Genomic DNA, 18,048 nt, shown 5'->3' with positions numbered 1-18,048 from the left:
CCTCCGCCGCCTGCGGGGGAGGGCCGGGGAGGCGAACGCCACCCCGGAGGCCCGGGACCCCCTCGCATGAACCAGGGCACCCCGCACCCGCCCGCGCCCGCGGGCACTCCCCCCACGATCCACGTCGTCGCCGGCGTCATTACCGACACCCGTGGCCGGGTGCTGCTGGCGCGCCGAGCGCCGGGCAGCGAGCTGGCCGGACTCTGGGAGTTCCCCGGCGGCAAGCTCGAGCCGGGCGAGGCGCCCGAGGCCGCGCTCAGCCGCGAGCTGGAAGAGGAGCTCGGCATCCGGGTCGAGCCCGGCGCCCCGCTGATGACCGTTCCGCACCTGGCGCCCAGCCGCCGGCTGCGACTGGACGTGCGTCGCGTGGCCGGCTGGAAGGGCAGCGCCAAGGGACTGGAGGGACAGGCGCTGGCCTGGGTGCAGCCGGAGAAGCTGGCCCGTTACGACATGCCCGCGCCCGACCGCCCGGTGGTGGCGGCGCTGCTGCAGCCCGACCATTGCCTGGTGACGCCGCCGCCCGGCGCCGACGACGCGGCCTGGCTCGCGGCCTTCGATGCCGCGCTGGCGCGTGGCGTGCGCCGGGTGCAGTTCCGCATGCCGGGCGTGGACGAGGCCCGGCGCCGGCGGTTGCTGGACGGCGCGGCCCGGCTCTGCAGCGACGCCGGCGCGCAGCTGCTGGTCAATGGCGATCCCGCGCTGGCCCTGGCGACCGGCCTCGGCCTGCACCTGCCCGCGGCACGGCTGGCCGGGATCGAGGCGCGGCCGGTCCCGGCCGAGGTTCCGTTTTCCGCGTCCTGCCACGACGAAGCGCAGCTGGCGCGGGCCGAGGCGCTGGGCTGCGACTTCGTCCTGGTGGGCCCGCTGCGGCCGACGCCCAGCCATCCCGGCGAGCCCGGCATCGGCTGGGAACGCTTCGAGGCATTGCGCGAGCGCAGCGCGCTGCCGATGTACGCCATCGGCGGACTTGGCCCGGCCGACATCCCGGTTGCCCGCCAGCATGGCGCCCAGGGCATCGCCGCGATCCGCGGCCTGTGGGACGCCCCGGCCGCGGATCCACCCCCGCGCCCCGCCCGCCGCCCCCGCGCCACCCGCCTGTAGCGCGCACCGGGCCCATCGCGGCTCCAGGTTCCGACCGCGCGCCCCGGCGCCGCTGCCGGATTCGCGGCGGCTGGCCGGCTGACGTGCGAATGACATGGCGATCGCAATGCCCCCTCCCAGCCTCCCCCCGCAAGCGGGGGAGGGGCAGGATCGCGGGAACGACCAGGCGGGAGAGGGGCAGGAGCGCGGGCCGGGAGATGGGCACCACCGCCGGGGGAGCGGCGGAAGGGTGCGGATGAGGTCGGGCCGACGTGGCCCGAGGCCGGGCGGGATGACCCGCGGTCCGGGCGGCAGGTCGCCTACCCGTCGACAGTCCCGGCCGCCGCGGCGGCGAGGGCGCGGTACTGCGCGTCGAGGGCGGCGACCTGGGGCGGCAGTGCGTCGATCGGGCCGTCGTTCACCAGTATGTCGTCGGCGATCGCCAGGCGTTCCGCCCGGCTGGCCTGCGCGGCGATCATGCGGTCGGCCAGCGCGAGGTCGATGCCGTCGCGGGCCAGCAGGCGGCTACGCTGCACCTCGACCGGCACGTCCACCACCAGCACGCGGTGCAGCCAGGGATAGGCGGCACGCGGACCGCCGCCGGAGGTCGTCGCCGCCTCGGCCAGCAGCGGGATCGCGGCCACCGCGTACGCTCCCGGCGCCGCTTCGCAGGCGGTCCGCAGCAGGGTCCGCACGCGTGGATGCACGATCGCCTCGAGCGTCAGGCGCGCCGCGTCGTCGGCGAACACCCGCCGCCGCATGGCGGGGCGGTCGAGGCTGCCGTCGGGCGCGAGCACCTCGGACCCGAAGGCGGCCACCACTTCGGCCAGGCCGTCACTGCCTGGCGCCACCGCCTCGCGCGCGGCCACGTCGGCATCGGCCACGGTGACGCCCAGCGCCTCGAAGCACCGCGCCACCTCGCTCTTGCCGGAGGCGACGCCCCCCGTCAGTCCCACGATGTATCCGGCCATCTGCGGATTGTGCACGTCGCGCATGCGGATTCGGCGCCCGGGGGGCGGATGCCGGCATTCCCCCGCACTTCAACCCCCTCCACCGCGCGCGGGGGAGGGTTGGGGTGGGGGCGAATGGGGCCGGATGGTGTGGCTGCGAGATGCCCCCCCTCCCAGCCTCCCCCCGCAAGCGGGGGGAAGGGCGGGCGCCGGGGCAGGAGGGGCGAGTCTGCGGGGAGCAGGGGCAGGAGCGGGGAGGCTCCTGGGCTCAGAAGCCCGCGTAGCTGCGGTACAGGCCGAGCAGCTGGTCGCCCCACATGAAGACGATCCAGCCGGCGATGGCCAGGTAGGGGCCGAAGGGAATCGGGGTGGCGCGGTCGCGGCCCTTGACCGCCAGCCAGATCGAGCCCACCACCGCGCCCACCAGCGAGGACAGCAGGATGATCGGCAGCACCCCGGCCAGCCCCACCCAGGCGCCGAGCGCGGCCAGCAGCTTGAAGTCGCCGTGGCCCATGCCCTCCTTGCCGGTGACCTGCTTGAACAGCCACCACACCGACCAGAGGCTCACGTAGCCGGCGATCGCGCCCAGCAGCGCGGGCTTGGCCGGCATGTACAGATTGTCCAGCGCCGCCACCAGGCCCAGCCACATCAACGGCAGGGTCAGCGAGTCGGGCAGCAGCTGGGTGCGCAGGTCGATGCCCGACAGCGCGATCAGGAAGCAGGTGAGCAGGCAGGCGCCGAAGCCCTGCCAGCCGAACCCGAAACGCCACACGCACACCAGGCACAGCACCGCGGTGAGCAGTTCCACCAGCGGATACTGGATCGAGATCGGCGCCTTGCAGCTGCGGCAGCGGCCACGCAGCGCCAGCCAGCTCAGCACCGGGATGTTCTCGTACCAGGCCAGCTGGTGGCCGCAGTGCGGGCAATGCGAGCGCTCGACCACGATCCCCGGCGGCGGCGGGTCGTACAGCTCGGGCTCGCCCAGCACCTCGCGGGCTTCGCGCTTCCACTCCCACTCCATGCGCCGCGGCAGGCGCAGGATCACCACGTTGAGGAAACTGCCCACGAGCAGCCCCAGCCCGGCGGCCAGCGGATAGCCGAGCGCGGGGTTCTGGTCCAGGTACGCCATCGAGCCGTCAGCCCATCAGGGTCATGGCGATCTTGAAGATCGGCAGGTACATCGCGATCACGATCGAGCCCACCAGGGTGCCGATGATCACCATCACGAACGGCTCGATCAGGCTGGAGATCGCATCGACCGCGTTGTTGACCTCTTCCTCGTAGAACTCGGCGACCTTGAACAGCATCGCGTCGAGCGCGCCGGCCTCCTCGCCGATGGCGGTCATCTGCACCACCATGTGCGGGAACAGGCCCACCTGCTTCATCGCCACGTTGAGCGGGAAGCCCACCGCCACGTCGTCGCGCATCTGCATCACGGCGTCGGTGTAGACGCGGTTGCCGGTCGCGCCGGCCACGCTGTCCATCGCCTCCACCAGCGGCACGCCGGCCTTGAACGTCACCGCCAGGGTGCGGGCGAAGCGGGCGATGGCCGAGTTGTGCAGCACCTGGCCGATCACCGGGATCTTCAGCATCAGCCGGTCCACGGTGTGCTGCAGCTTGGGCGAGCGCTTGTACACGTACATGAAGGCGGCGAACGCGCCCAGGGCGACGATCAGGATCGCCCACCACCACTTCACCAGGATCTCGGAGATGCCGAACACCAGGGTGGTGAACGCCGGCAGGTCGGTGCCGAAGCTGGCGAACTGCTCCTTGAAGATCGGCACCACGAAGATCATCAGCACCGCGCACACCAGGATGGCGACGCCGATGATCGCCAGCGGGTAGAACATCGCCTTCTTGATCTTGCCCTTGACCGACTCGATGTTCTCCTTGTACGTGGCGATGGTCTCGAGCACGGTCTCCAGCGCGCCCGAGGACTCGCCCGCGCGCACCAGGTTGCGGTACAGCTCGTCGAACTGCACCGGGTACTTGCTCATCGCCTCGTAGATCGACGAGCCGCTCTCCAGATCGAGGCGCAGGTCGTCGACCATCTTCTTCATGCGCGGGTTCTTCTGGCCCTGGCCGATGATCTCCAGGGCCAGCACGATCGGCACGCCCGACTTCATCATGGTGGCCAGCTGGCGGCTGAAGACGGCGATGTCCTTGGCGGTGATCGCCTTGCCGGCGCTGCCGAACAGGGGCTTGGGCTTGGGCTTGACCATCCCCGGCTGGATGCCCTGCTTGCGCAGTTCGGCCCGCAGCAGGTTGGCGTTCCGGGCCTGCTGCTCGCCCTTCATCTTCTTGCCGCGCTTGTCGACGCCCTCCCAGATGAACGTCGGCATGTTGACGCCTTCGCGCGTCGGCTGCGCCGGCTTGCGAGCGGCGGTCTTGGCGGCGGAACGGGTCACGGCCATCGCTTGGTCCCCTGGTATCCCCGGCCTCCCCGACCGGGCGAATTCCCTTGCATGGTAACCCCTTACAAGCGGAAGTGAAATTCATCTCTGTGACGGCGAGCAGGGTTTGGCAGTGCAGTTGCCGCGTGCCCGGGGCAGGGGAGGAGTGGCAAGTGCGGGGTGGGGGCGCAGCGCATATCAACTCCCTCCCCCGCATGCGGGGGAGGGCTGGGGTGGGGGCGTGCCGGTGCGAGTTGGATGGGCCTGCTGCGGAGTGCCCCCCTCCCAGCCTCCCCCCGCAAGCGGGGGGAGGAGTGGCAGGCGCGGGGTGGAGGCGCAGCGCCCATCAATTCCCTCCCCCTCGTGCGGGGGGAGGAGCGGCAAGTGCGGGGGAGCAGGCGCAGCACGCATCAACTCCCTCCCCCGCATGCGGGGGAGGGTTGGGGTGGGGGCATGCGGGGGGGAGTGGCTTGCTGCGGAGTGCCCGCAGCGGAAGCGCCGTAGCAAGAGAGACGCAGCGGAAGCGCCGCGACACAACCGCCGCAGCAAGAGGGCCTCGGCGAATCCGCCGTGGCAACAGCGCCCGGCGAACTTGCCGCGGCAAGAGCGCCCGGCGAACCCGCCGCAGCAAGAGCGCCCGGCGAAACCGCCGCAGCAAGAGCGCCCGGCGAAACCGCCGCTACGGCGCCGCCGTCCTCCGCGCCTCAGTCCTTGGTGACGCGGTTGATCTCCGCCAGGCTCGTCACGCCCTGCTTCACCTTGCGCAGGGCCGACTGGCGCAGGTCGCGCACGCCCGAGCGCTGCGCGGCCTCGGCGATCTGGATGGCGTTGCCGCCCTCGAGCACGATCGTGGCGATCTCGTCGGTCATCGGCATCACCTGGTAGATGCCGGTGCGGCCCTTGTAGCCGCCGGTGCACTCGTCGCAGCCCACCGGTTCGTACACGGCGAAGCCCTCGGCGATCTCCTCCTCGGTGAAACCCTCGGCCAGCAGCGCGTGGTCCGGGATCTGCACGGGCTGCTTGCACTTCTCGCACAGCCGCCGCGCCAGGCGCTGGGCGATCACCAGCGTCACCGAGCTGGTGATGTTGTACGGCGCGATGCCCATGTTCATCAGGCGCGCGATGGTCTGCGGCGCGTCGTTGGTGTGCAGGGTGGACAGCACCATGTGGCCGGTCTGCGCGGCCTTGATCGCGATCTCGGCCGTCTCCAGGTCGCGGATCTCGCCGACCATGATGATGTCCGGGTCCTGGCGCAGGAAGCTGCGCAGCGCGGCGGCGAAGGTCATGCCGCGGCGCTCGTTCTGCTGCACCTGGTTCACGCCCGGCAGGCGGATTTCCACCGGGTCCTCGACCGTGGAGATGTTGCGCTCCTCGTTGTTGAGGATGCCCAGCGCCGTGTACAGCGACACCGTCTTGCCCGAGCCGGTGGGGCCGGTCACCAGCACCATGCCGTAGGGCTTGTGGATCGCCTCCTCGAACAGCTTCTGCTGGTCGGGCTCGTAGCCGAGCTTGTCGATGCCCAGCTTGGCCGCGCCGGCGTCGAGGATGCGCAGCACCACCTTCTCGCCGAACAGGGTCGGCAGGGTGCTGACGCGGAAGTCGATCTGCTTGGTCTTGCTGATGTTGAGCTTGATGCGCCCGTCCTGCGGCACGCGCTTCTCGGCGATGTCCAGCTGCGCCATGACCTTCAGGCGCGCGGTGATGCGCGAGTGCAGCTTGACCGGCATCTTCGCCACCTGGCGCAGGATGCCGTCGATGCGAAGGCGTACGCGATAGTCGGTCTCGTACGGCTCGAAGTGGATGTCCGAGGCGCCGCGCTTGATCGCGTCGATCAGGATCTTGTTGACGAACTTGACGATCGGCGCGTCGTCCTTGCCTTCGCCGGCCGCGTCGCGGCCCTCGTCCTCGGTCCCGGCCTCGACCTCCAGGTTCTCCAGGCCCTCGGCGTCGTCGAGGGCGTCGCCGAAACCCTCGGCCGCCTGCCACAGCTCCAGGGTGCGGCGGATGGTGTCCTCGTCGACCAGGATCGGTTCCACCATCAGGTTGGTGTGGAACTTCACCTCGTCCAGCGCATGGGTGTTGGTCGGGTCGGAGGTGCCGACGAACAGCTTGCCCCCGCGCTTGAACAGCGGCAGCACGTGGTGCTTGTTGAGCAGCTCCTCGCTGACCAGCTTGAGCGCGTTGGAGGAGGGGTCCATCGCCGCCGCGTCGAACACCGGCATGCCGAACTCGATCGAGTTGGCGGCCGCCATCTGCGCGGCGGTGACCAGCTTGTGCTCGCGCAGCCAGACGCCGACCGGCTTGCGTTCCGCGCTGGCCTTGTCCAGCGCCTCGCGGGCGGCGGCTTCCTCGAGCGCTCCGTCGAGCACGAGGCGGCGGGCGATGCCGGTGATGCCGGCAAGGTTGGCGGTGACGGCGTTCATGGGTACGGATTTCCCCTGCGGTCGGACGACTTTACCGCAAATCCGCGGCACCGAATCCACCCGGCGGCGCCCGGGACCGGTCTCCGGGCGCCGCCGCGATGCCCGCGGCCTCCATGCCGGCGGCAAGCGCCGCGTCCTTCCGTGGCGGGCAGGCCGCGAGGCGCCCGCGGGCCGCGCCGTCCGCGGCGAACCCGGTCACGGCCCGGCGCCGCGCCGCTTCCCAGCCCGGACGCGTCCGGCTACCCTCTGGCGCAAAGGGGAGCGTTGTGACCGTATCCGTCATCCTGCCTGCCAAGAACGAGGCCGAGGGCCTGCGCCGCACGCTGCCGGCCCTGCGCGAGCGGATGCCCGCGGCCGAGATCATCGTCGTGGACGACGGCTCCACCGACGACACCGCCGAGGTGGCGGCCGCCCTGGGTGCCAGGGTGCTGGGCTCCCCGTACTCGATGGGCAACGGCGCCGCGATCAAGCGCGGCGCGCGGGCGGCCACGGGCGAGATCCTGGTGTTCATGGACGCCGACGGCCAGCACGACCCGGCCTGCATCCAGACCCTGCTGGCCAAGCTCGACGAGGGCTACGACATGGTGGTCGGCGCCCGCGACTGGTCGGGCCAGGCCGGCGTGCACCGCGGCGTCGCCAACGCCTTCTACAACTGGCTGGCGAGCCGGATGACCGGGTTCGAGGTCAAGGACCTCACCTCCGGCTTCCGCGCCGTGCGCGCGGCCAAGTTCCTGGAGTTCCTGCACCTGCTGCCCAACGGGTTCAGCTACCCGACCACCAGCACCATGGCCTTCTTCCGCAGCGCCTACCCGGTGGCCTACGTGCCGATCCCGGTGGCCAGGCGGGTGGGCACCAACAGCCACATCCGCCCGCTGAAGGACGGCATCCGCTTCCTGCTGATCATCTTCAAGATCGCCACGCTGTACTCGCCGCTGAAGCTGTTCGCGCCGGCGGCGATGTGTTTCTTCCTGGCCGGCGCGGGCTACTACGCGTACACGTACGCCACCTACGGCCGCTTCACCAACATGAGCATGCTGCTGCTCAGCGCGTCGGTGATCATCTTCCTGATCGGGCTGGTGTCGGAGCAGATCACCACGCTGACCTACAAGGCGGACAGCCAGGGCCGGGCATGAGCACCGGCGAGGGGGTTGCCGCGCGCGTGCAGGTCGACGGCCGGGGACACGTGGACTGGAGCGCATGACCACGCCGGCAATCGTGATCGTCACCTCATCGTTCCCGATCAGCGGGGATGGCAGCGAGGCCGCGGGCGGCTTCGTGGCGGACCTGGCCGAGGAACTCGGAAAGCATGTGCCCGTGCGCGTCGTGGCGCCGGGCCGCGCGGGGCAGCGCGAGCGCTGGGCCGCCAACGTGGAGGTGTACCGCTTCGCCACGCCCGGCAAGCCCCTGTCCACGATGAAGCTCTGGCACCCCGTCGGCGCGCTGCAGGCATTGCGGGTGATGGCGGCGGGGCAGGAGGCGACCGACCGCGCAATGGCGGCGGGGCCGGTCGCGCACGTGCTGGCGCTTTGGGCGTTGCCCTGCGGTCATTGGGCACGCAAGGCGGCGCGCAGGTACGCTTGCGGGTACTCGGTGTGGACGCTCGGCAGCGACATCTGGACGCTTGGACGGATCCCGGGCCTACGCACACACCTCCGCCATGTGCTGGCCGAGGCGCGGTACTGTTATTCGGATGGTCTTCAGCTCGCCAAGGATACGCGTGCGATCGCCGGACGCGAGGTCGAGTTCCTGCCGAGTACTCGCCGGTTTCCGGTCGTTGTGGGCGAGCGTGCGGAGTCGGGGCCGAAGCGGCTGTTGTTCCTTGGACGTTGGCATCCGAACAAGGGCGTGGACGTGCTGCTGGACGCGTTGTTGCTTTTGTCGGACGCCACATGGACGGAGATCGCCGAGGTCCACATCGCAGGTGGGGGGCCGCTAGAACGCGATGTGCATGCTGCCGTGGCCGCGCTGACCACGGCAGGGCGGCCGGTCCGGCTCAGTGGTTTCCTTGATACCGCGGCGGCGGCGGCGGCCTTCGCGCAGGCCGATGCACTTCTTTTGCCTTCGCGCGTGGAGAGCATTCCCGTGATCTTTTCCGACGCTATGAAGGCGGGCATCCCCGTGGTCTCGACCCCGGTGGGCGATCTGCCACATCTGCTTCAGGACGGGCCTACCGGTGTGCTGGCAAAGGCGGTGAATGCGGAAGCATTTGCGTCGGCTATTGAATCCTTTCTGGCCACTCCTCACTTCGACCACTTCGCAGCGGGGATCTCCACCATGGCGGCGCGTTTCTCGCTACCGCGGATTGCTGAAGACCTGACGTCCCGCCTGCTCGCTGAGGCGAACCAATGAGCGCGGCTGGGGAGGCAAAGCGTAAGCGCGCTCGCTGGCAGACCGCACTGGCGATCGTGTTCACGCTCGCGGCGCTGGTGTGGGTGGGCGATCTCGTGCGCGTTGCCTGGCCGACCTTGGCCGATGCAATGCGACATGTCGACGCTCCGATGATGGGCATGGCGGCGTTGGCGTGCCTTGCCGGTGCCGCCACGCATGGAGAAATGTTTCACATACTGGTGCGGGAGTTTTGTGCGGCCCGGATGTCACGGAGCCAGACATACAGCCTGCAGTTCGTGGCGCAGCTCGTGCGCCATTTGCCAGGCCGATTCTGGGGGGTGGCTTACCAGATCGCCCAGACGCGCGGAGACCTTCCCGCGAATGGAATCGTGCTGGTTCACACGGTGCTGGCCGCGACCGCGACCTACTTCACGGTTTGGTGCGTGGCGACGATCTTCGCATTCGAGCGCTCTGTCATCCATGGACTCGCATGCTTCGCCTGCGGTGCTCTGCTGCTTGCGGTTTCAGTGCCGTGTGGACGCATGCTCGGCCGTCTCGGCCATCGATTGCCGACTTTGCCCGGGGGATTCGGTAACGCACAGAAGCGGCTGATCGAGGCGGCGGCCAGCCTGCGTGGCAGATCGGCGATTGCGTTCTATTTAGTGGTCGGCGTGGGCTGGCTATTCTACCTTGGCGCCTGGGCGGTGTTCGGCGCCGCGTATCCGGGCCTGGATGCCGGGCAGGGATTGCGCCTTGTCGGCTACTACAGCCTGGCTTGGATCGTGGGCTTCGTCGCGGTGTTTACTCCCGCTGGTTTGGGCGTTCGTGAGGTGGCTTTTCTCGGTTTGGCGAGCGAGTTTCCCGCAGATGTGTTGGCTATGACAGCGGTACTAGGCAGAGTCTGGTTGCTTCTCAACGATATTGTCCTGGGCGGCGTGGCCTTGCTAATGACAGGAAAGCGACATGGCGAGCGATGAGGGAGCCTTCGACGACAGCGGCATCAATGTTGCCGACCCCAATGACCGACTTGGCTTGAAGGCCGATTACATTAGCCTGGTCCAGGAGTTGGCACTGCAATCGTTAGTGCCGGATGGCCGCGGTCGTGCCCTCGAAATCGGTTGCGGCTACGGTCGGCTGACCCCGACTATCGTGCGGCTGGGTTTCGAGGTCATTGGTATTGACCCTTCGCTCCGATTGCTACGCCTTGCCCAAGCACGTTTACCTGGACAGCACTTCTGTGTTGGCGCACTGCCAAATCTGCCGTTTCCGGACGCAGGCTTTGAGGCGGCATTCCTGATCAACGTGCTCAGAGTACTCCACCTGATGGGAATTAAGGAGGTGGTCGACGATGTTGGGCGAGTGATCGCCCCCGGCGGGCGCTTGATCATCTTGGACAACCTTCGCGACGGTGATACTCGCTACGTCACCGACGAGTGGATCATCGATCGTTTTCAGCGGCTAGGCCTTGAACTAGTAGCGCGCCGGGCAGTCCGCCGTGGGCGGTGGCTGGGTGTACTTGCCATCCGGCATGGTCTTGTGCCCCGCATCTGGTTGCCCGCAATCGCGCGCCATGAGCTCGCGCGTATGGCCAAGCGGACGCGCATTCCGCGATGGACGTATGACAATGTCATTTACGTTTTCCGGAAGCCGCTATGACTTCCATTGATCGCCCTTGGGCGGTGATCCTAGCTGGTGGGCTGGAGATACCAGCGGTGGCATTGGCGCGCGCATTCACGCGCCACGGAATACCTTGGGCGGCGATCGGTCTGCGACCGAAGAGTCTGCTGCGTGGTATGCCGGGCTGTCAGGCCTTCGCGGATCTCTCGTCTCTTACCGACGTAGGAGCACTTCGCGACGCCCTGATCCAGACGCTCGCAGACTGGCGCGCCCGTTCGCCGGGTTCACTGGCCTGTTTCGCCACGGAAGATCGGGGCCTCAGGTGCCTGAACACATGGCGAGACGACATACTACCTTTGGCCGAGTTTGCTCGTGCGCGCGCACTTCGAATGGGAGGTCTCGACAAGGCAGAGTTGTTCGCAGCGCTTGCGAATGAGCCTGCAGGCGCGCGAACGCGAGTGCTTTCGACGCCATTGGAGATCGACGCGACACTAGACGCGCTTGGCGAGGATGCTGTGTTCAAGCCAGCGATGAAGCCGTGGGACATGGATCTGTCTGCGCTCGGGCATGGTGCCAAGGTGGTAACGCGAAGAGAGGGCGAGTCTCGACACGCCTTGCTTCGTCGGCTGAACAAAGTATGGTCCTTGTCGGTGCGCTGGATCGCGCAACCGCGGCTGCATGAGTTCGCCGATGGCGAGCATGGTGCTTGGGTCGCCGGGGCGCCCGGCGACTACGCTGGCCTCGGTTTTGTGGAGCGCTTGAAGCATCCGCGTCGCGGTGGCACAGGCTGTTGGGTTGAGGCCGGTGGTGATTCGATGCTGGTGGAGCCTGCGCAGCGGGTGCTGGCCGCCATCGACTTTGTCGGGTTGGCCGAGGTGCCATTCCTCCTCGACGCTAGGAATACGCCGAGGTTGCTCGAGCTCAATGCGCGGGCATGGCTGCAGGTTGGCTTGGCGGAACGTGCTGGTCTGCCCGTCTCGGCAATTGCCTATCGGAGTCTCACTGGCGTGTCGGTTCCGGCTCCTTCGCATATCAAGGCAGCTAGCTGGATAAATGTGGAGCGTGCGCTACTTGCAGTACACGCGGGGCAAAGACGCGGAGATCTCTTGTCTCAGCTTTGGCGCGCGTGGCGACGTGACCAAGCCGAGTTGGCTATGTACAGTGATGTCGATTGGCGCACTCGGGCCGGCTGGCTCAGCCGTATCGGTGGCGCGCTGCTGTTGGGAAGGTCGGGATGAGTCGGGTTCCGGTGGTCGGCGTGTTCGATTCTGGGGTCGGCGGCTTGACTGTGCTCGCGCGCCTGCGGGCAAGACTCCCAGCGATCGACTTTCTCTACCTGGGCGATACCGCTCGGGTACCCTATGGAACCCGCTCTGCGCAAACCATAGTTGACTACACGCGCCAAGGGATTCGATACCTGCAAGCCGCTGGGGTAGATCTGGTTGTAGTTGCATGCAATACCGCTTCGGCGGTGGGTTTGCCGGCGCTGGCAGGTGAGGCGACCATTCCAGTTGTCGGGGTGGTTGAGGACGGTGTCCTGGAGGCCGTCAACACCGCGCGTCGCGGCGTCCTCGTGCTTGCGACACCTGCAACTATCGCGGCTGGTTCGTACCAGCAGGCCATCCATGTGCAGCGCCCGAATTTGGCGGTTGAAGGTGTCGCCTGCCCGCTGTTCGTCCCGCTTGCCGAGGAAGGTTGGGGGGATTCCGAGGTCGCTGATGCGGTCGCCAGCCGCTATCTCGCATCGGTTGATGTGTCCCGCTATGATCTAGTCCTCCTGGGTTGTACGCACTTTCCACTCCTTGCGCCGACCTTGCGCCGATGCCTGCCGGACGGGATCGTGATCGAGGATCCAGGACCGCGTCTGGCAGAGAGGGTGGCCGCGATGCTCGGCCCGACGGTACCCCGCTCTGGTTCGGTCTCTTTCGAGGTAACTGATTCGGTAGCGTCTTTTGCCAGGGTCGCGGGTCGGATGGGAATGCCGGCAGAAGGGTGCGTTAAACATCTTCCGCTCGCGGCGCTAACTGAGCATGGCTGCACATCCGTGATGGCGGGAACGTAGCCAGAACCCCTGGTGAACGGGTTGGCAGGTTGGAATGGTTCGTGAGGTGGTTGCAGCCAGACGAAAGTTCTGGAAATCCTGCGGTGCGATCTTGATGGGTCGGCGAGGGAAAGCTACGAGGCTGCACGATTCCTCATGAGTGACGAATGCCGGTGATATCCGCGAAGACGTGTGGCGACCGATTCCGCAACTTGATCGTCGTCGGAGCTGAAGTCACGTGCGTGGCAGGCACTGCCGAATCGAGGCGATGTCAGGACAGGAGCTCGAGAAGAACTGACAGTCGGCGGCAAGCGATCGTTCTGGCGGGCACTGATCCGTCCAATGAAGCGTGAGCGCTTCTTCGAGCACGGCGGGCTCGTCCAAGGTTCGATATTAGCGCGTTGACGGTAACCCTCGTCGCAGCCCCTCGATCTCCTCGGCCAGGTCTTCGCGCCCACGCTCGCGCAGTTCGGTAGCGAGTTGTTGGTGGAACGGATCGCCGGGCGACACCAGCAGCAGCGCGCGCACGAAGTACGGCATGGCGCGGTCCGGCTCGTCCAGGTCGTCCATGACGAAGTAGCCGAAGCCGGCCAGTTCGTAGGGCTTGAACTCGGCGCGTTCGACCAGCAGGTCGAGCGTCTCCAGCAGTTCCGCGGCGTCGAGCGGTGCGCCCTTGCGGAAGTTGTGGGTCATGATCAAGGTGGCCCGGCGGTTGTCCCAGGTCATGGGCACGGTGCGCAGGCGCTCGCGGTACTGCTCCCAGTCGGCGGGCGTCACGTCGCCGCGCAGGCTCTTGAGCACGATCAGCAGGGCGTTGGCATTGAGCGAGTGCGGCATGTTGCGCGTGCCCGCGCTGCAGGCCTCGATCGCAGGTTCGAGGTTCGGGTTGCCCGCCACCGGGCCCCCGCCGCCCGTGTAGTGCTCGGCGCACAGCAGGATCCAGGCACGCGCGGAGCCCGGCGCCGACGCGGTGGCGGCCTGGGCCATGGTGAGGTTGCTGCGCCAGTCGTGGGCCCGCAGCAGTGTGGCCGTGGCCAGGCCGGCGAGGATCGCCACGCAGGCGGCCGTCTGCGCCACCAGCGGGATGCGCAGTCGCACGGCGGCGTGCGCCAGCAGGCTGCCGATCGCCAGTACTGCACCGATCAGCGCGAAGTGGTTGCGATGCTCGAACGCCAGCTCAAGCCCCACCACGTTGCTGGTGATGAAGTGCGCGGCGAAGAACCACAGCACGCCCAGGGCGAACAGCGGCCAGCGCCTGCGCAGCCACAGGGCGAGGGCGGGCAGGGCCACGACGACGACCAGCGCCGGCAGGGTGGTCCACGGTTGCAGCAGGCCCCGGGAGGGCTGCAGCCAGTCGTAATAGAACGGCATGTGCCTCGGCAGCGGCACGAGGATCTGCCACAGGTACAGGCACAGCACTCGGGCCTGGGTCATCAGGCGCTCGGGAGTGGAGAAGTCGCGGCCCGGGTAGGCGTCCCAGCGCCACCGGTGCGGCACCACCCAAAACAGGAACACGGCCGCGGCGCCCACGACGGCAATCAGGTAGCCGCGCCGCAGCCGGGTGGCCAGGCGCGCGTCCGCGGCGGCGAAGCGCAGCACGGTCAGCTCGAGCGCGAGGGTGTAGGCGGGCAGCAGGGCCGAGTCTTCCTTGCAGCCCAGCGCCAGGATCCACAGCAGCAGGGTGACGAGCAGGCCGGTGCGGCCGGAGCGGCCCTCGATCTGTGCCCGGCGCGCCTGCAGGTACGCCCACAGCGCCAGCACCAGGAACAGGGTGCCCATGGTCTGCAGGCGCTGCACCACGTACAGCACCGAGGACACCTGCAGCGGGTGCAACGCCCAGGCCAGCGCCAGCGCAGGCGCCAGCCAGGTCGCCCGCTCGCGGCGGACGCCGGCCACGAGCAGCAGGGCGCGGAAGAGCCAGGCCAGCGCGAGCGCCGTGATCCCGTGCAGGACGATGTTGGTGACCTTGAAGGTGGCCGGGTCGAGGCCGCCGCGCAGGTGGTCGAGGGCGAACGTGACCGTTGGCAGGATCCGCATGAAGCCGGAGATCTGCGGGCTGGTGGCGATCCGGTACAGGGCCTCGCCATCCAGGCGCTCGATGTGCAGTTTCGTATCGTTGACGATGTTGGGGAAGTCGTCGAACACGAAGTCGCCAGGCAATCCTGGCAGGAAGGCCAGTCCAGCAAGCAATGCAACGGCCAGTGCAAGTAGCAGGAATCGGCCAGCGTGGCTCTCAAGCATGCGCGTCCCCCCGGGGAAGCCCCGATTATGGGTGATCAGGGGCGGCTGTGTCCCGACTTCGGGGCCGAGGGGCCGAGGGGCGATCGCTCAGTCGAGCGAGCAGCTCGCCGTAGGCAAGTGGCAGGTAGTGGTCCGGATGCCGGGCAGCCTGGGCGTGCCGCTGACGGGCGTCTCCAGATCCACGGCTGTGTCGGCGGACGTACAGGCGCTCAGCAGCGGGTCCGGGATAGACATGCCGTTGTGGATCGCCGCCAACGAGAAGATGGCGTAGTTCTTCATCTCGGCCTGGCAGGCATTCTCGGCGGAGCGAATCCGGTAATTGTTGTAAGCCGGCAGGGCGATCGCCGCCAGGATCGCGATGATCGCGACCACGATCATCAGTTCAATCAAGGTGAAGCCGCGGACAGTGTTGCGCATGGTGGTATTCCCCCGGAGCCACCCGACTGGTCCCCGATGGACACTGCTAGCAAGACTCTGGCCAATGGGGCGCGGGTACTTGATGGCCAAGGGGGTCCGAGATCGAAAATGTGATTTGGATCTCGATGGGCCCGCGTCCCGTCTGCTGGGGCATGCGTTACCTGGTCGGGGACAAAAAGAAAGCCCCTCTTGCGAGGGGCTTTCCGAGCGACACAACGTGTGGACGATCAGCGGCCCGGGATGGAGCAGGTGGCCGACTCCGGATCGCACACGGTATCGGCCTGACCCGGCAGCTGCGGCTCGAAGGTCGGGTTGCTACCGTCGCCCGACGTGCACGCCGAACGCGGCAGGGTCTGCGGCAGCGGCATGTCGTTCACCGAGGAGGCCAGCCAGGAGTTCATGTAGGCCTTGGCCTCGGCCAGGCACGCATTCTCGGCCGAACGGATGCGGTAGTTGTTGTACGCCGGCAGCGCGATGGCGGCCAGGATGGCGATGATCGCGACCACGATCATCAGCTCGATCAGGGTAAAGCCCTTCTGCGTCTTCATGCTCTGTATCCCCTAGAGGTTGACTAGTCGACTCCACGTGCCCCGCCGGTCCGGCTGTAACCGGGTCCTGTGGGCAGCCGTGCGTGGCGCACGTGCCCGGGGATTAACGCAGATTGCGTGCCAACCCCGCAACACAGCGGGTCCATGGGTGGCATGGGGTACGGGTTCACACTCCGTACGGGTTTCGTGACGAAGTTGCCTGCCCCTTATGGGCAGTTTCGAGTCACAAAGTGACGCGGTGGGGCCAACGTCGTCCCGGGCGACGGGTGGCGCTCCGGAAGTTGTGATGCGTGTCGGTGTTGTTGCGTGAGGGGGCGCATGGTTGCGCATCGCTGCGCAGGGCCGTGCGATTCCGACGAGCGGTGCGGAAGCGGGAGCGAGCGGTTGGGCGGGGGCGTATGAGGCCCGCGATGGATGCCGGTTGCGGCTGTAGGAGCGGCTTCAGCCGCGACCCTGTCCCTCGGCCAACGCGCCGCGCGGGGCAGGCCGGGGCGCCAGGCCTTGCGCGGGGTCGCGGCTCAAGCCGCTCCTACAGGGGGCGGGGTGGTGGGGTGGGTCAGTCGATGCCGAGCTTCTTGAGCTTGTAGCGCAGGGCGCGGAAGGTGATGCCCAGGGCGGCGGCGGTCTTGGTCTTGTTGTAGCGGTTTTCCTGCAGGGCCTGCTGGATCGCGGCGCGCTCGATCTCCTCGATGTAGGAGGGCAGGGCGCTGCTGGAGGTTTCGAACGGGCTGGCGTTGCGCGGGTCGGTGGCGCCGGGCGGGGCGTTGACCGGCGGGGCGGGGATCGGCGCGGCCGACACCGAGGCCGCGCCCGGGGCCGCCGGCGGGGCCACGGTGGCCGCGGGCAGCTGCAGGTCGGAGGCGTGGATGGTGTTGCCGTCGGCCAGGGCCAGGGCGCGCTCGAGGATGTTCTCCAGTTCGCGCACGTTGCCGGGGAAGGGATGGCGCTCGAGCGCGGCGATGGCGTCGGGGGCGAGCGTGGGCGCCTGGCGCTTCATCGCCCGCGACAGCCGTTCGAGGATCGCCTCGGACAGCAGCGGCAGGTCGCCGGCGCGCTCGCGCAGCGAGGGCACGTGCAGGCCGATGACGTTGATGCGGTAGTAGAGGTCGTGGCGGAACTTGCCCTCGGCGACCAGCTGGGCGAGGTCCTTGTGGGTGGCCGAGAGGATGCGCACGTCCACCTGCACCTCGCTCTGCGAGCCGACCGGGCGCACGCTCTTCTCCTGGATCGCGCGCAGCAGCTTGACCTGCATCGGCAGCGGCAGCTCGGCTACCTCGTCGAGGAACAGGGTGCCGCCGTCGGCGGCCTGGAACAGGCCGGCCTTGTCGCTGGTGGCGCCGGTGAAGCTGCCCTTCTTGTGGCCGAAGAACTCGCTCTCCATCAGCTCGGACGGGATCGCGCCGCAGTTCACCGGCACGAACGGGCCGCCCGCGCGCGAGCCCTGGGCGTGGATGGTGCGGGCCACCAGTTCCTTGCCGGTGCCCGACTCGCCGCTGATGTGCACCGGGGCCTGGCTGCGGGCGACCTTGGCGATGGTCTGGCGCAGGGTGACCATGGCCGGCGAGGCGCCGAGCAGGCGGCCGGCCTCCTCGGGCTCGGCGATGCGGCGGGTGTTGAGTTCCAGCGCCTGGCGGACCAGGCCGCGCAGGACGTTGATGTCGACCGGCTTGCTGACGAAGTCGAAGGCGCCGGCCTTGAGCGCCTCCACCGCGGCCTCGACGTTGCCGTAGGCGGTGATCACCGCGACCGGGGTGGTGGGGAAGCGGGTGGAGATCTCGCTCACCAGCTCCAGGCCCGAGCCGTCGGGCAGGCGCATGTCGGTGAGGCAGAGGTCGTAGGACACGGTGCCCAGCATCTGCCGGGCGGCGTGCAGGTTGGGGGCGGTGTCGGTGCGCAGGCCCATCCGGCCCAGGGTCAGCACCAGCAGTTCTCGGATGTCGTGCTCGTCATCGACGATCAGGGCACTGCGTGCTTCGTTCATAAAAGTGAGGAATTCGTCGCAAGGTGACC

Annotated in this window: 13 protein-coding genes and 2 pseudogenes; 7 read left to right on the top strand and 8 right to left on the bottom strand. The window is 68.3% G+C overall.

What is annotated here, in order from left to right:
* The first annotated feature begins 66 nt into the window (after positions 1–66).
* Positions 67–1,101, top strand: a complete 1,035-nt coding sequence (locus LUTJ29_RS17750; protein ID WP_051323065.1) for a Nudix family hydrolase — start codon at positions 67–69, stop codon at positions 1,099–1,101.
* Positions 1,102–1,400: 299 nt separating this feature from the next.
* Here the strand turns inward: LUTJ29_RS17750 and coaE are convergent, their stop codons facing one another.
* The 4 genes from coaE to pilB all read right to left on the bottom strand — a co-directional run bounded on the left by coaE (position 1,401) and on the right by pilB (position 6,846).
* The gene (coaE, locus tag LUTJ29_RS0114675) at positions 1,401–2,051 is read right to left on the bottom strand and encodes a dephospho-CoA kinase (RefSeq protein ID WP_027073164.1); all 651 of its coding nucleotides are present in this window, start codon (positions 2,049–2,051) and stop codon (positions 1,401–1,403) included.
* 247 nt (positions 2,052–2,298) lie between these two features.
* A complete protein-coding gene (locus tag LUTJ29_RS0114670) occupies positions 2,299–3,159 on the bottom strand; it encodes an A24 family peptidase (protein ID WP_027073163.1) in 861 nt (286 codons plus the stop codon).
* Between the two features lie 7 nt (positions 3,160–3,166).
* Positions 3,167–4,372, bottom strand: a complete 1,206-nt coding sequence (locus LUTJ29_RS0114665) for a type II secretion system F family protein (RefSeq protein WP_232221233.1) — start codon at positions 4,370–4,372, stop codon at positions 3,167–3,169.
* Between the two features lie 755 nt (positions 4,373–5,127).
* A complete protein-coding gene (gene pilB / locus LUTJ29_RS0114660) occupies positions 5,128–6,846 on the bottom strand; it encodes a type IV-A pilus assembly ATPase PilB (RefSeq protein WP_027073161.1) in 1,719 nt (572 codons plus the stop codon).
* A gap of 266 nt (positions 6,847–7,112) precedes the next feature.
* On the opposite strand from pilB, the gene LUTJ29_RS0114655 reads away from it, so the two are divergent.
* From LUTJ29_RS0114655 to murI, 6 genes are all read left to right on the top strand, one after another.
* The gene (locus LUTJ29_RS0114655) at positions 7,113–7,979 is read left to right on the top strand and encodes a glycosyltransferase family 2 protein (RefSeq protein WP_043741702.1); all 867 of its coding nucleotides are present in this window, start codon (positions 7,113–7,115) and stop codon (positions 7,977–7,979) included.
* A gap of 64 nt (positions 7,980–8,043) precedes the next feature.
* Positions 8,044–9,195: a glycosyltransferase gene (locus LUTJ29_RS18230; protein WP_027073159.1), complete on the top strand. Its 1,152-nt coding sequence runs from the start codon at positions 8,044–8,046 to the stop codon at positions 9,193–9,195.
* On the top strand, positions 9,192–10,151 hold the full coding sequence (locus LUTJ29_RS0114645) for a lysylphosphatidylglycerol synthase domain-containing protein (RefSeq protein ID WP_027073158.1): 960 nt from the start codon (positions 9,192–9,194) through the stop codon (positions 10,149–10,151). Before LUTJ29_RS18230 ends, LUTJ29_RS0114645 begins: the two co-directional genes overlap by 4 nt.
* The gene (locus tag LUTJ29_RS18505; RefSeq protein ID WP_084524913.1) at positions 10,138–10,830 is read left to right on the top strand and encodes a class I SAM-dependent methyltransferase; all 693 of its coding nucleotides are present in this window, start codon (positions 10,138–10,140) and stop codon (positions 10,828–10,830) included. The genes LUTJ29_RS0114645 and LUTJ29_RS18505 overlap by 14 nt, the downstream gene beginning before the upstream one ends.
* Positions 10,827–12,029 carry a hypothetical protein gene (locus LUTJ29_RS18750; protein WP_144774236.1) on the top strand — a complete coding sequence of 401 codons (1,203 nt, stop codon included), beginning with the start codon at positions 10,827–10,829 and terminating at the stop codon, positions 12,027–12,029. The genes LUTJ29_RS18505 and LUTJ29_RS18750 overlap by 4 nt, the downstream gene beginning before the upstream one ends.
* A 20-nt stretch (positions 12,030–12,049) precedes the next feature.
* Positions 12,050–12,853, top strand: a complete 804-nt coding sequence (gene murI / locus LUTJ29_RS18500; RefSeq protein ID WP_186441943.1) for a glutamate racemase — start codon at positions 12,050–12,052, stop codon at positions 12,851–12,853.
* A gap of 372 nt (positions 12,854–13,225) precedes the next feature.
* On the opposite strand, the gene LUTJ29_RS0114640 is transcribed toward murI, so the two are convergent.
* The 4 genes and pseudogenes from LUTJ29_RS0114640 to LUTJ29_RS0114625 form a co-directional block, all read right to left on the bottom strand.
* Positions 13,226–15,073, bottom strand: coding sequence for a hypothetical protein (locus LUTJ29_RS0114640; RefSeq protein ID WP_144774235.1), 1,848 nt, complete (start codon positions 15,071–15,073; stop codon positions 13,226–13,228).
* A 303-nt stretch (positions 15,074–15,376) separates the two neighbouring features.
* A pseudogene (locus LUTJ29_RS18910) lies at positions 15,377–15,490 on the bottom strand (prepilin-type N-terminal cleavage/methylation domain-containing protein); the annotation flags it as partial.
* Positions 15,491–15,948: 458 nt separating this feature from the next.
* A pseudogene (locus tag LUTJ29_RS18905) lies at positions 15,949–16,038 on the bottom strand (prepilin-type N-terminal cleavage/methylation domain-containing protein); the annotation flags it as partial.
* A 556-nt stretch (positions 16,039–16,594) separates the two neighbouring features.
* Positions 16,595–18,019 (bottom strand): sigma-54 dependent transcriptional regulator, encoded by a 1,425-nt coding sequence (locus LUTJ29_RS0114625; protein WP_027073155.1) that lies wholly within the window; start codon positions 18,017–18,019, stop codon positions 16,595–16,597.
* Between the last annotated feature and the right edge of the window lie 29 nt (positions 18,020–18,048).

It is taken from the genome of Luteimonas sp. J29 (assembly GCF_000472505.1).
Lineage (GTDB): Bacteria > Pseudomonadota > Gammaproteobacteria > Xanthomonadales > Xanthomonadaceae > Luteimonas.
This window is presented reverse-complemented; position numbering and strand designations above follow the sequence as displayed.

Coding starts and splice junctions, on each gene's coding strand:
- LUTJ29_RS17750 (WP_051323065.1), top strand. CDS start 67: ATGAACCAGGGCACCCCGCACCCGCCCGCGCCCGCGGGCACTCCCCCC.
- coaE (WP_027073164.1), bottom strand. CDS start 2,051: ATGGCCGGATACATCGTGGGACTGACGGGGGGCGTCGCCTCCGGCAAG.
- LUTJ29_RS0114670 (WP_027073163.1), bottom strand. CDS start 3,159: ATGGCGTACCTGGACCAGAACCCCGCGCTCGGCTATCCGCTGGCCGCC.
- LUTJ29_RS0114665 (WP_232221233.1), bottom strand. CDS start 4,372: ATGCCGACGTTCATCTGGGAGGGCGTCGACAAGCGCGGCAAGAAGATG.
- pilB (WP_027073161.1), bottom strand. CDS start 6,846: ATGAACGCCGTCACCGCCAACCTTGCCGGCATCACCGGCATCGCCCGC.
- LUTJ29_RS18230 (WP_027073159.1), top strand. CDS start 8,044: ATGACCACGCCGGCAATCGTGATCGTCACCTCATCGTTCCCGATCAGC.
- LUTJ29_RS0114645 (WP_027073158.1), top strand. CDS start 9,192: ATGAGCGCGGCTGGGGAGGCAAAGCGTAAGCGCGCTCGCTGGCAGACC.
- LUTJ29_RS18505 (WP_084524913.1), top strand. CDS start 10,138: ATGGCGAGCGATGAGGGAGCCTTCGACGACAGCGGCATCAATGTTGCC.
- LUTJ29_RS18750 (WP_144774236.1), top strand. CDS start 10,827: ATGACTTCCATTGATCGCCCTTGGGCGGTGATCCTAGCTGGTGGGCTG.
- LUTJ29_RS0114640 (WP_144774235.1), bottom strand. CDS start 15,073: ATGCTTGAGAGCCACGCTGGCCGATTCCTGCTACTTGCACTGGCCGTT.
- LUTJ29_RS0114625 (WP_027073155.1), bottom strand. CDS start 18,019: ATGAACGAAGCACGCAGTGCCCTGATCGTCGATGACGAGCACGACATC.